The organism is Allobosea sp. (genome assembly GCF_035999205.1).
Taxonomy (GTDB): Bacteria; Pseudomonadota; Alphaproteobacteria; order Rhizobiales; family Beijerinckiaceae; genus Allobosea.
Genome location: NZ_DASYHA010000025.1, coordinates 514,105 through 527,051, shown reverse-complemented (window position 1 = coordinate 527,051; position 12,947 = coordinate 514,105). Strand labels below are relative to the sequence as shown.

11 protein-coding genes are annotated in these 12,947 nt (G+C 65.0%); 8 read left to right on the top strand and 3 right to left on the bottom strand.

Annotated features, from left to right (window positions below; genetic code table 11):
- Nucleotides 1–3: 3 nt before the first annotated feature.
- The gene (locus VGN82_RS17925) at nt 4–459 is read left to right on the top strand and encodes a PaaI family thioesterase (protein WP_327528397.1); all 456 of its coding nucleotides are present in this window, start codon (nt 4–6) and stop codon (nt 457–459) included.
- A 248-nt stretch (nt 460–707) separates the two neighbouring features.
- On the top strand, nt 708–1,235 hold the full coding sequence (locus VGN82_RS17920) for a PRC-barrel domain-containing protein (protein WP_327528396.1): 528 nt from the start codon (nt 708–710) through the stop codon (nt 1,233–1,235).
- A gap of 46 nt (nt 1,236–1,281) precedes the next feature.
- Here the strand turns inward: VGN82_RS17920 and VGN82_RS17915 are convergent, their stop codons facing one another.
- A complete protein-coding gene (locus tag VGN82_RS17915; protein WP_327528395.1) occupies nt 1,282–2,106 on the bottom strand; it encodes an AraC family transcriptional regulator in 825 nt (274 codons plus the stop codon).
- Between the two features lie 138 nt (nt 2,107–2,244).
- Between VGN82_RS17915 and VGN82_RS17910 the strand changes: the two genes are divergently transcribed.
- The 6 genes from VGN82_RS17910 (at nt 2,245) to VGN82_RS17885 (ending at nt 8,519) form a co-directional block, all read left to right on the top strand.
- Nucleotides 2,245–3,564, top strand: a complete 1,320-nt coding sequence (locus VGN82_RS17910; RefSeq protein ID WP_327528394.1) for a tetratricopeptide repeat protein — start codon at nt 2,245–2,247, stop codon at nt 3,562–3,564.
- 5 nt (nt 3,565–3,569) lie between these two features.
- Nucleotides 3,570–4,778: an MFS transporter gene (locus VGN82_RS17905; RefSeq protein ID WP_327528393.1), complete on the top strand. Its 1,209-nt coding sequence runs from the start codon at nt 3,570–3,572 to the stop codon at nt 4,776–4,778.
- The gene (locus VGN82_RS17900) at nt 4,775–5,938 is read left to right on the top strand and encodes a flavin monoamine oxidase family protein (RefSeq protein ID WP_327528392.1); all 1,164 of its coding nucleotides are present in this window, start codon (nt 4,775–4,777) and stop codon (nt 5,936–5,938) included. Before VGN82_RS17905 ends, VGN82_RS17900 begins: the two co-directional genes overlap by 4 nt.
- A gap of 25 nt (nt 5,939–5,963) precedes the next feature.
- Nucleotides 5,964–7,043, top strand: coding sequence for an alcohol dehydrogenase catalytic domain-containing protein (locus VGN82_RS17895; RefSeq protein WP_327528391.1), 1,080 nt, complete (start codon nt 5,964–5,966; stop codon nt 7,041–7,043).
- Nucleotides 7,024–7,653: a DsbA family protein gene (locus tag VGN82_RS17890; RefSeq protein WP_327528390.1), complete on the top strand. Its 630-nt coding sequence runs from the start codon at nt 7,024–7,026 to the stop codon at nt 7,651–7,653. Before VGN82_RS17895 ends, VGN82_RS17890 begins: the two co-directional genes overlap by 20 nt.
- A 281-nt stretch (nt 7,654–7,934) precedes the next feature.
- Nucleotides 7,935–8,519, top strand: a complete 585-nt coding sequence (locus VGN82_RS17885) for a DUF6647 family protein (RefSeq protein WP_327528389.1) — start codon at nt 7,935–7,937, stop codon at nt 8,517–8,519.
- Nucleotides 8,520–8,723: 204 nt separating this feature from the next.
- On the opposite strand, the gene VGN82_RS17880 is transcribed toward VGN82_RS17885, so the two are convergent.
- Nucleotides 8,724–11,717, bottom strand: coding sequence for an ABC transporter transmembrane domain-containing protein (locus VGN82_RS17880; RefSeq protein WP_327528388.1), 2,994 nt, complete (start codon nt 11,715–11,717; stop codon nt 8,724–8,726).
- A gap of 114 nt (nt 11,718–11,831) precedes the next feature.
- Nucleotides 11,832–12,941, bottom strand: a complete 1,110-nt coding sequence (locus VGN82_RS17875) for an L-dopachrome tautomerase-related protein (RefSeq protein ID WP_327528387.1) — start codon at nt 12,939–12,941, stop codon at nt 11,832–11,834.
- Nucleotides 12,942–12,947: the final 6 nt, after the last annotated feature.

The following is a 12,947-nucleotide window of genomic DNA, read 5'->3' as shown; positions in this document are numbered from 1 at the left end:
ATCATGAGCGATGCGCCTCTGGACGAAGCCGAGATATCCGGGCGCATCGCAGCGAGCTTTGGCAAGCAGAGCTTCATGTCGACGCTCGGCGCCCGCCTGAGCCATGTCGCTGCCGGCGAGGTCGAGATCGAATTGCCGATCCTGCCGCATGTCTCCCAGCAGCATGGCTTCGTCCATGCCGGAGCGGTCGCCTCCATCGCCGACTCCGCCTGTGGTTATGCCGCGCTCACGCTGATGCCGGCCGGTGCAGGCGTCCTCACCGCGGAGTTCAAGATCAATCTGCTGGCGCCGGCCGCCGGAGAGCGGCTGGTTGCGAAGGGCAGGGTGGTCAAGGCCGGTCGCACGCTGACGCTCGCCATGGCCGAGATTTTCGCGGTCAAGGACGGGGCCTCGAAGCTTTGCGCCATGATGACGGCGACCTGCATGACGATCGCCGGCCGCGACGGCGTAGCCGACTGAAGCCGCTTCTCGCGCCTGACGCGCAACGCGATCCCACTTCTGCAGCCGTGCCGGACGCTACGAGGCAGGTTTCCAGCGAGGGCTCGGGCCGTCGCATTTTGAAGAGCGCCGGTACGAAGGTGGCGCTATAATCACTGCCGCCCTGTCGACCGGATCGAGGACATCCTTGCCGATTGTCGCAATGGCCTCGTCGCTGCTCAATGAAAAACAAGCCCGTGCGGCTGTCTGTCAAAACGCAGGAGGCGTTCATGAGAACATACTACCTGTTTCAAGCCGTGAATTCCCCTGACCTGCGCGGCTTCACGGACAAACTGCCCGGCGCCAGCTTGCCCATGGATCTTGGGCCATGGGCTCTCATGCAGGCGATCGAGCCGCACGAGGAATGGAAGCTCGCCATCAGCCGGGCGGTCGTGGCGGCGGGCATCCTGGAGAACGGCTTCTATCTCTGGGGCCCGGTCGAGCGAACGGACGCATACCACTCGACGATCGCGAGTGATCGCGTCGAAGGGACGGTCGTATTCGGTCGCGGGAACGAACAGATCGGCACGATCAAGCGGCTGTTCATCGAGAAGCTGAGTGGCCACGTTACCTATGTCGATGTGTCGTTTGGAGGTTTCCTTGGTATGGGCAGTCGTCACGTGACGATCCCCTGGGAAAAGCTGACCTACGACAAGGAGCTCGAGGGCTATCGCACCGACCTTGTCGAGGACCAGGTGCGAGCGGCCTCGACAGCTGTGGCGACGAACGCGTTTCCTCAGGCCGGAAGCGCAATCTGAAACCTGCGTTGTGCGCTCGCCACGGCATTGACCTGCAGGCGAAGTCCTACCGCACCGGGCTGCTGCGGCGCGCGGTGCGGCCCGCCATATGCGCTGAGTTGAGCTGCGCGAAGGCATGCGGGCTCTCGCCCATTTCTTCCCGGAATGCGAAGATGAAGGCCGAGGCCGAGCTGTAGCCCAGCTCCATGGCGGTGTCGGTCACAGACATCCCCCCGGCGAGCAATTCTACGGCACGAAACAATCGCAGTCGGCGCCGCCATGTCCGGAGCGGTGTCCCGACGTCTGCCTCGAAGCGTCGCGTCAGCGTCCGTCCCGACATTCCCAGTTCGCGGGCCCAGTCATCGGCGCCGCGTTCATCGGCGGGTTCAAGAAACAACGCCTCGCAAAGCCGGATAAGGGGAGCGCTACGCGGCCATGGGAGGGCGGCCGGGAGTTTTGGGGCGCGCCGGAGTTGATCGATAATCAGCGCCACGACGCGGCTTCGATAACCCTCGGCGTCGTCTTCCTGACCGAGATCCGATGCTTCGACGATCAGCGCCTTCAGCAAGGGCGATACCGCGAGCACGGATGGCTCCGTATCGATTCCGGCCCCGGCGTCCTTGGCGATCCAAAGACTGCGGAACTCCGCGCCCAGAAGGGAGCCGACGCGATGGACGATCCCGCACGGCAGCCAGGCCGCCTGCTCTGGCGAGGTGATGAAGGTTCGCCCCGCCGTCGAGATCGTGAGGACGCCGTCTATGGCGTAGACGAGTTGATGCCAGTCATGGGCGTGGTCCGGGAATTGGTGCCGCGCGGGGATGGACTGCGCGCGCGTGGTCAGAGGACTCGGAGGCAGTGCATCGGGGGGAGCGGAAATCGTCGACCAGGCCATGGCAAAGCAATCTTGTCTGATAATCGACATAGAATGGCAAAGCGTCGAAAGTTCGCCAAGCCCGCCTCTGATATGGCTTGAGCACGATCGCGAGCAGTCAATCCGCTCCGACAGCGGTAGCGAAAGGGACCTGGACGCATGGCCGAAGTCGACAGTCGCGGCCTACCCATCTCGACCAACTCGCCGGAGGCCGCGCGCCTCTATCGCGAGGGTGTCGATCTGCTGATCGCTGCATGGCCCGGCGCCATCGAGACCTTGCAACAGGCCGTCTCGGCGGACCCAAATTTCGCGCTCGCCCATGCCGCATTAGCCCGAGCCTATGCGATCCGGGTGAGGCCGGCCGACGCCAAGGCTAGCATCGCGAACGCAAGCGAGCTTGCCGCCCGCAACGGCACCGAGCGAGAGCGCAGCCATGTCGCGACGCTGGCTTTCGCCGTGACCGGGCAGGCCGCGAAGGCGCTGCCAGCGGCGCTCGCCCATGTCGACCGCTGGCCGCGGGACGTCGTCATCTTCTCACTGCCGCTCGGCGCTTTCGGTCTATTCGCCTTCTCCGGCATGGCCGATCACGATCAGGCTCGTGTCGATCTTTGCGAAAAGCACGCGCACCACTTTGATGCCGACGATTGGTGGTTCCTGACCTATCGCGGATGGTCGCATGCGGAAAATGGCTCTGTCCGACTCGGCCGCGACCTGGCGCAACGAGCTTTCGACCTCAAACCGGCTAACGCGAACGGTGCGCACGCGCTGTCCCATGCAATGTTCGAGGGCGGAGCCGGCGCCGAGGCGGAGCAGCTCGTCGCGCGCTGGCTGCCGACCTATGACCGCTCCGGGATCTTGCATGGGCATATCGCGTGGCATCAGGCGTTGTCGGCGTTGGAGCGTGGCGACCCGGCCGGGGCACTGGCCGTCTACGAGACGCATGTCCAGCCATCCGTCTCCCAGGGCACGCCGATCAATATCCTGACGGACACCGTCTCGCTGCTTTGGCGTCTCCAGCTCTACGGCCATCAGGTTCCGGACAGCCTGTGGCAGACCGCGCGCAACTATGCCGAGACGAAGTTCGCCAAGCCTGGCTTCGCCTTCATCGACGCCCATCTGGGTCTTCTGTCTGCCGCAACGGGTGACAAGCTCGCCGCGTCCGAGCGCGTCGCAGCTCTCTCCAGTCTCGTCGAAGAAGGCACGATGGCGGCCGGACCTGTCGTTCCGGCGATCTGCCGGGCGGCGCTCGCGTTTGCCGATGGCAACTACTCCGATTGCGTTCGGATTCTCGAGCCCATGGCGGGCGAAGTTGCGCGGATCGGCGGCAGCGGCGCCCAGCGGGAGGTCATCGAGGACACCCTCCTTGTGGCTCTGATGCGCAGTGGCGAGGTCATGAAGGCCGGGGCCTTGCTCGACGAACGGCTGCATCGCAGGCCGTCCCCTCGGGACATTCTCTGGAAGAGCCAGATCGCAGCATGACGACAATGACCACCACCTCCGATACCGGCGAGCTGAGCGCGGTTCGCCGGGAGCGCAACAATGTCCTCAGGCTGGCCGTCTGCCAGGCCCTGGCGGGGGCCAATTCCACGGTGGTCTACGCGACCGGGGCGGTCGTCGGCGACATGCTGGCGCCGAACAAGGCATTGGCGACGATGCCCATCTCGATTTTCGTGGTCGGCATGGCCCTGTGCACGCTTCCCGCTGGTGCGATTGCCCAGCGCTTCGGGCGGCGGATGGCTTTCATGCTCGGCACGGGAAGCGGTGTCCTCGCCGGACTGCTCGGTGCGCTAGCGGTCTATTACGCCCAGTTCTGGCTGTTCTGTGCCGCCACTTTCTGCGGTGGTGTCTATGCTGCCGTGGTCCTGTCGTTCCGTTTCGCGGCAGCCGACTGCGCCGTGCCGGCGCGGCGCCCGCGTGCCTTGTCGGCGGTCATGGCGGGTGGCGTCTTCGCGGGCGTGCTCGGCCCGCAGCTCGTCACGCATACAATGAACCTCTGGGCGCCACATCTGTTCGCCGCGACCTATGTCGGACAGGCGGCGGTTGCGGCTCTCTCCGCATTGGTTCTGGCCGGCGTGAAGCTGCCCATGCCCAGCGCTGCCGAGCGTAGCGGCGGGCGGCCATTGGCCGAGATCGTGCGCCAGCCGCGTTTTGTCCTCGCAGTCATCTGCGGTGTCGTCTCCTATCTGTTGATGAACTTCCTCATGACGGCTGCGCCGCTCGCGATGAAGTTCTGCGGTCTTTCGCAAGAATCCGCGAACCTCGGCTTGCAATGGCATGTCATCGCCATGTACGGGCCGAGCTTCTGGACGGGGAAGCTCATCACCCGCTTCGGCGCGGCCAAAGTCGTTGCCGCTGGCCTGTTCCTGACCGGGGCGTCCTCGGCCGTCGGCCTGCTCGGCGTCGATGTCGCTCATTTCTGGGCGACGCTGATCCTGCTCGGGATCGGCTGGAACTTCGGGTTCGTCGGAGCCTCGGCGATGGTTCTGGAGTGCCATCGTCCGGAAGAGAAGGCACGGGTCCAGTCCTTCAATGACTTCGCCGTCTTCGGCACCATGGCCGTGGGCTCGTTCCTGTCGGGCGGCCTGCTGTCCGGCTTCGGTTGGGATACCGTGCTTTGGCTCTCGTTTGCTCCCCTGCTGGTCGCCATCGTGGCGCTGATGGCCGGGCGGCGGACATACCCGCGGGTCGGATGATCGCGATGCCGGCGAATGTCTCCGCGAAGGCTGAAAAGGTCATCATCGTCGGCGGCGGGTTGGCGGGATTGCTGGTCGCCCGCGAGCTGGATCGCGCGGGGTTCGCGTTCGAGCTGCTCGAGGCCCGCGACAGGCTTGGCGGCAGGATCCTGTCCGTCGATGCGAACGGCAATCACTCCGGGGATGGCTTCGATCTGGGCCCGTCCTGGTTCTGGCCGGAGATGCAGCCGGCGCTGGCGGCCCTGATCGGCGAGCTCGGGTTGGCGGACTTTCGCCAGCATGAGCAGGGGGACATCGTCGTCCAGTACCGGCCCGACGCGCCTCCGGAGAGATATCCGGGCGGCAGCTTCCAGCAATCGGCATCCGCTCGCGTCGTCGGGGGCACGGGCGCGATCATTGATGCAATCGCTGCAACGCTCCCGGCGGAGTCCATCCGCAGGGGGCTCGCGGTTCGCAGCGTTGCCTTGGGCGATGGCTCCATCACCGTCGAATGCCGGCGGGCAGGCGACGATCTGGTGACCGTGAGCGGCTCCCACCTCGTCATTGCGATGCCACCGAGACTGCTGGCGGAGACGATCTTGCTGGATCCGCCGGTCGATGCCCGGGCCAAGGAGGACTGGCGCCGAACCTCGACATGGATGGCGCCTCACGCCAAGTTCTTCGCTCTGTACGAAAAGCCGTTCTGGCGCGAGATCGGGCTCTCGGGTGCGGGCCGTAGCGTGGTCGGGCCGCTCGGCGAGGTCCACGACGCCACCACCGCGTCCGGCAACGCCGCGCTCTTCGGCTTCGTGGGCGTTCCCGCAAGACAACGTGCGGAAGCCGGCGAAGAGGTGGTGGTCGCGGCCGCGATACGGCAACTCACGGCCATGTTCGGCTTGGAAGCCGGCAAGCCGATAGCGACGCTCTACAAGGACTGGGCGAGCGATCCTTTCACAGCCACCGCCGCCGACATGGAAGCTCCCGGCCATCCCGACGGGTGTCGCTCGGCGGGCATCGATGGCCTCTGGGCGGGCCGGCTGTTCCTTGCCGGTAGCGAGGCCAGCGCCCGTGAGCCCGGATATCTGGCCGGAGCGGTCGATGCGGCCAGGCGCGCCGTCACGGAGCTCGTGAGAACGGTCAAGGCGGGCGCCCGGCAGATTTCTTCCAGCACAACGGAATAGCGGAATACCGAGGAGAAGCATCGCCATGGCGGATACCTATCGGGCTGTCGTCGTCACCGGGCCCGGGCAGTTGGAACTGGTGGAGCGAGTGGTCCCCGTGCCGGGCACCGGTGAAGTGTTGCTCGCCGTGGAAGCATGCGGCCTCTGTGGAGCAGACGGCCACGACATCGAGCGGGGGGAAGGCCCGTGGCCGCGTGTCCCGGGGCATGAAGTGGTCGGCCGCATCGTGGCCGTCGGCGACGGCGTCTCTGCCGCTTGGTCTCTGGGGAAGCGGGTCGGAGTGGGGCGCCTGGGCGGTCACTGCAATGAATGCGCACAATGCCGCCAGGGAAAGTTCCAGCTCTGCCGCAAGCAGCATTTCGTCGGGTCGACCTGCGACGGTGGCTACGCCGAGATGATGATCGCCCGGAGTACCGGATTGGTCTCCATTCCCGACGAACTCAGTTCGGAGGAAGCCGCTCCGATCCTCTGTGCGGGCATCGCAACCTTCAACGCCCTGAAGAAGTCGGGCGGCGAAGCCGGGGATCTCGTCGCCGTGCTCGGCATCGGCGGGCTCGGCCACATGGCTCTGCAATATGCGCGACGAATGGGCTTCCGGGTGGCCGCGATCGGGCGCGGTACGGATATCGCCGCAGATGCGCGGGACCTGGGTGCTCATCTCTATATCGACACCGATACCGAGGATGCCGCGAAGACCCTCGCGAGCATGGGGGGCGCCAAGGCGATCATCGCCACGGTGGGCGCTGGCGACGTCGTCTCGCCAATGCTGAGCGGCCTCGCCCCGGAGGGGCGCCTCATCATCCTGGGAACCGGAAAGGATCCACTGGCCGTGTCCGCAGGCATGCTCGTCAGCAGCGAGCGTAGCGTGCAGGGTTCGATCACAGGTTCGCCCTATGAGAACGAGCGGACGCTGGACTTCAGCGTCCTGACGGATGTCCGACCCCGGATCGAGACCATGCCACTCTCGCAAGCGGTCGAGGCCTATCGGCGCATGCGGTCTGGCGAAACCAAGTTCCGCATGGTCTTGACGATGAACGGCGGCGCTGGCCGAGCCGGTTCATCGCGAACCCACGAAATTCAGGGCAATGGCTACGATGCACGCTGATCGCCGTACGGTTCTCGCGGGCTTGTCACTGCTCGCCGCAGGCGTACCCGGTACCGCTTGCTCACAGGCGTCCAGCAACGACGAAGATGCCATTCTCAACGATCCGGATGCCCCGGTCGGCGGCAACCTCCGAGGCGACGTCACGATCGTCTCGTTCTTCGACTACAATTGCCCGTTCTGTAAGATTTCTGCTCGCGAACTTGCTCGCATCGTCGACGACGATGGTGGGATCCGTCTGGTCTACAAGGACTGGCCGGTCATCACCGAAACGTCGGTCTACGCCGCCCAGCTCGCCTTGGCCGCGGGGTACCAGCATGGCTATCACCGGGCATATGATGCGTTGATGGCAACGAAGGGCCGATTGAGCAAAGAGCAAATCTCAAAAGCGCTGAAGGGCGCATCGATCGATCTCGAGCGGCTTCAGTCAGACCTGGATGCAAACGGGGACAAGATCGTCGCACTCCTACGTCGCACCATGGCGCAGGCCGACGCTTTAGGTCTGCAAGGCACGCCGACTTACCTTGTCGGCCCGTTTCGGACCTCCACGCTGGACTACAAGGGCTTCAAGCAGGTCGTCGCTGACGCTCGTGCGAAGCAGGCCGCCAAATAACCTCTCCAGCAAATGCACGGGCCGATCGGCGAGATGCGCCAGCAGCGGACCCTCGCTCATTGCCGGAAAGCGGGCTTCAGGAAACCTGGGCGCCGTGGCGATCATCGGTGAGTCCGCGACCGCTCCATCTTGTCGGATGATGAAGGAAGGGCGGACAAGCCGGTAGGGATCACCCTCAAGGTATGTTACCTTGCGGGATCGCTGCCTTCCCCACGCCGAACTCAGGCGGCGGTATCAGCGGCCAGTACTGCAATTGACGGCATTTGCTGCGGACGAATGCCATGAGCGGTTTCGGACAGCGTCTGGTCGCGGCCATCGCCTTGCTCGTGGCGCCGCTGACCAGTGAAACTCGGGCGCGCGATGAAACGATCGAGCGCCTACGCCTCGGTTCGGGCTTCGAAATCATCATCGGTGAGAGACAACGTGATCCGGGAGGGCGGTTGCTGAAGGCGCTTGCGATCTGGGTCGGAGCGAAGCTGGGGCATCCGGTGCCCACCTCATTGCCAAAGGTTGTATTCAGACCGGAACACCTGGTTGCTGCGCTGAGATTCAAGCAACATGTGTCCGAGTTCATGCCGCAAGGCGGTCGTACCAGCATCATTTCAGTCTATGACTCTCGCGAGAAGATCATCTATCTGCGCGAATCATGGAGTGGCGCCACGGCGGCAGATCTGTCCGTCCTTGTTCACGAACTGGTTCATCATTTTCAGGAGGAGCGCCAGACCAAGTTCGAGTGTGACGCGGAACGCGGGGCGAAGGCCTTCGAGTTGCAGGAGAAGTGGCTGAGATTATTCGGGGAGTCCCTTGAAGAGGCTTTTCAGATCGATCCGTTCACACTCCTGGTCAGGACGTCCTGCGGAATGTGAGAAGGGCGCATCAGCGTATCAATCGGTGCGGCGGCGGCATCGAGATAATGATACCCGCCGCTCCGCAACGACCCAAGGAAGACCGCCGAGCGATCCCGCCAAGGTGAAGCACCAGATGGCTGCTCATCGCTCGTCTCGACCGTCGGAGCGAGCGCTGAAGCGGAGGTTGCCGCGGAGCAGGTGTTCCGGCGCAGCCACCATGGTCTATCTCCTTGTTGCCAGATCGAGTTCGTGGACGGCCAGGTGCAAATGGCCGCTGATCGTTCGCAAGAGCGTGAGCGCCACGCCCAGATCACTCTCGTAGATGTCGCGAAACTCCTGCTCGCCGATCTTCAGACAGGTCATGTCGGTGATCGCGACGAGGCTCGACATCCTCTCCCGGTCGAGGATGACGGAAAGGTCTCCGATCATCCGCCCGGCCCAGACGTCGTCGAGCGCCTCGTCATGCGTGTAGTCCGCTTCCGGATAGCGCAGTTCGCCACGCCCTTCCGTCACGACGTAGACGCCATCCGTGGGCTCGCCGGCCCGGAATGCATAGTCCCCCGCGCTGTAAGTCTGCCAGTCCGAGGCGTAGGCCAGCAATTCGAGCTGCGCCCGCCGCAGCCCGCGAAACTCGATCACCTTGCCCAGCGCCGCGACCTTGTCTTCCTGCCCGGTCAGCAAGGTCGCCGTTCGCGCGTCTGCCACCGCGGGCACGAGCTTGGCGTCGAGCCGTCCGTCGCGAATGCGGATGACGTGATCGAAACCGTCCTGCGAGGCGAACTCAGGTTCGATCACCAACATGGTTGCGTCCGGAAGCAGCTTACGGATGCGCGACCACATGTGCTTCCTGTCCGAAGCTCCTGCACTGGCGAGCGCATGATCAAGGATCAGCACGTCTGGCCGACGGATCAGCGCACGTGTCACCGCGACATGCTCCCGGGATGCGACGCTTAGATTCTCGCCGCCAGGGCCCGCATCGACCTCCTCGATGAGCAGGCGCAACGCGCCATCGAGGCCGCGCTCGGCCAGCACGTCCATCACGACGCGCCTGAGCTTGCGCTGCCAGGCCAAGGAACGTGAGCGGACCGTGCCGCCGAGAAGGTTCTCGAGGACGGTCAGGCTTGCGTGGTAGCGCCCCGGCACAATCGCCTCGAACCCTCTTGCGGTCAGATCGCCGAGGCTGGCTCGCGCCGCCGCCCGGCATTCCACGATGGTCTGCGTCAGATGCGCCGGCACGGCCGAGCCGAGGTCCCGTGCCGTGACCTGGAAGACGAGTTCGAGCAACGTCACCCGGTCCTGCTGCGTGAGAGTGTCGAGGCGATTGGGCTCGATGCGTAAGGCCAGCTCGGTGAGCCTTTGGAACTGCTCCGGACCGATCGAAGTCAGCCGGCGCAGCAGGGGATGGCTCGGGCCGACCTCTCCGAAAGCCCGCGCCAGCACGGGGGTCAGTTCACAGGCGAATCGAAGCAGCGGGCGCGAGAGCGCGAGGTCACCCAATTCGCACAGCACGGCGCGATAGCGTCCGCAGTCGATATCGCGCTGTCGAACGGCGAAGAGCAGGTTCTCGCCGAGCGAGAGCGACGCGTTGAAGCCATCGGGAGTGAACGGCTCGACTTCGCCAGCGAGCCCGTCCGCTGCAAGCCTTTCGGCGACCAAGTCGCGGCAGGCAGCGAGGTCCTCGTGGAGCGATCGGTGATGGTAATGCGCCAGTCTGACGTCGAGGGCTCGGTCCAGCAGCAGATCTGAGGCACCGATGGCGTCGAAGATCTGCAGGCTCCACTGGTCTATCGTCGCGCCGTCGCCGAATCCTGACACGCCGCCATCGTTCCAGGCGATATCGAGCCGGTCCGTGCTGTTTCCGGTACGCTCGGCCTCGATCAGACGTTCCGAAAGGGTGGAATCCTCGCCGGGCAGCGGCAGTCTCCGCAGTGGCATGCGGATGTTGTCGGCGACGCTCGCGCGGAAGAGGAAGGGCGTGCTCGTGGCCAGTCCGATGCGCGTGGCGAGCACGTCGGACGGGATGGCGTCGATGTCGCGTCCTCCGATCGCTATCGTGCCGGAATCCGGCTTGCGCTCTCCGGTCAGAAGATCCGTGATCGCGCGCCGCACGACATCGTCCCGCGCCTCGACCGCGACCAGGGAGCCACCTGGAACCGTCAGGTCGACCTGGTGGAGGATCGCGGTGCCGTCTCTCGCGACGAGACTGACATTGGCGAACAGGATGTCAGCGTTGAAGCGCGGCAGTGGCTCCACGTCGAGCTTGGAGGGCGCGGTATTGCGGGCAGGGGGACCGGAGAGGAAGCGAGCCAGCAGATGAGCGTAGCGGGACGCGGCCTCCTGTGCCGCGTTCCAGTAGGTCAGGAGTTCGCGCCAGGGATCGGCGATGTCGCGCGCGGCGGCGATCGCGGCGACGAGCGCGCCGATGCTGAGCTGGCCGTGGATCACCAGATAGCCGCCGAGCGCGTAGAACAGGAAGGGCGTGATCTGCGTCAGCAGGTTGTTGACGAATTTGATGAGGAACTTCCGACGAAAGATCCGGACACGCACCGCGAAGAGCCGCTGAAGGCGATCGCTGAACTGAGCGAGCCGATAGCGCCGGCCGCCATGGACCCGCAGGGAGGCCGCCCCGGCGACGTTCTCGCCGATCGCCTCCGATAGCGAGCGCATCTCTCCGACGCGCTGGCGGTGCAGGCTATTCACCTCGCGCTGCATGCGGGGAATGAGATAAGCCTGCAGCGGGATCAGGCTTACGCCGGCGACGCCCAACCAGATGTTCTGCGCGAACAGGAAGGCGAGGATGGTCAGCATCTGCCCGATCTGGAACACGGGCTGGGCAAAGGCGTCGCCCATTACGCCGGTGAGTGGCTCCGACTCGGCCGTGATCATCGCGACGGCCTCGCCCTGGGAGATCCGCTCGGATCGGTCCGGTGCCATACCGAGCGTGCGCTCGATCATCACGAAGCGCAGGCGGCGGATCAGGCGCTCGCCCAGAACGCCGCGATAGATGTTCAGGCGCATCTTGATGGCGCCATTCGCGACGATCAGCGCGAGCAGCAGGCCGGAGAGGAGCCACAGCAGCGAGAGCTGGCTCATTTCCGGCAGGTAGGCGTCGAGCGGCGTCGCGCGGCCCTCTATGGCTCCGTTGAGGATCAGCTTCGGCAGCGTTAGCGCCACGTAGAGCAGCGGGAAGGAAGCGCAGGTCAGGACCAGCAGCATCAGTTGGTCCCGTGCCGAATACCGCCAGATGAACGAGAACAGGCTCGGGCTCACGACGGCCCCGGAAGTCTCGCTGGGGCGTTGCGCGCGATTGGCGTTGCCGCTTGCACCGGTTCAGCGTCCCGGCTGGCCGCGAGTTCCGGTCCAGATTCGGGCGATCAGGTAGGGCGGCTTCCCCGCATCCGTGGTACCGGAGAAGATCGGATTCCGGTGCAGCTGATTGACCGCGACATAAAGCCAGGATGCCGGGCCGAAATGGGCATTGTCCGCCCAGAGAAAGCGCTCGTCGCGCACAAGCGGCTCCAGCCGTCCGTCGCTTGTGAGCTTGTCGATGCCATTCTCCGGCAGGTTGGTGATGAAGTGGTTGCCTTCCGCATCGGTGGCCGCGCCGTCTGAGATCGGCTTCGCACCGACCCGCTTGATGGCCATGCCGATCGCACTGTCGCTTGCACCCTCCCGGAACAGCCGCGCCGGCACGGCAAACCAGCTGGTGCCGTTCATCGCGCCGAAGAACAGCGTTTCGCCGTCGGCCGAGAGGGTGATCGGGTTGACGCCGACCCGCGCCGGCAGCATGCGCCCGTCCGCGCCGGGAAAGAGAAGCGGTTTGCCTTCGACGACGAGGTCGACATCATCCGCTGCGAGCGAGCGATGCCCGGCAAAGCGCCGGGCTCGCCCGGTACTGATGTCGACCACGACGATGGCCGGGTCCGGCCCGCAATCCGCCACGTAGACGAAGCCGCGCTCGCCGTCGACTGCGAGGTCCTGAAGAATCTGGCCCTTCGGCGCGACGGAAGCGTCGAAATCGAAGCGATAGGCCAGTTGTCGCGAGTTGATGTCGAAAGCGACGAGCTTGGGCGGTTGGGGCTGATCCATCCAGTTGCCGTGATCGACGACCCAGAGCCTGTCCTTGCCATCGATCAGGACGCCATGCGGCGTGTTCAGGACATTGGGGCCGGAGCCGGGCTGACCGTTCCATCCGGCGTCCGGGAAAGCCGCATAGGTGTTCTTGCCGGTGATCTCCATCAACTGGATCGGCCCGCGGCGCATGCCGTGGACACTGGCAAAGATGCGGCCGTCCTTCGAGGCGGTGACGTTGCCCGGTGTGATGTCGAGCTCGGCGACGATCTCGACCTGTCCCACCTTGGGCGCCTCGGTCGACATGGCCGTGAACGGGGCCAACACGGTGGCCGCGGCCACAAATCCAAACTTGCTGTACGATTTCATTGACGC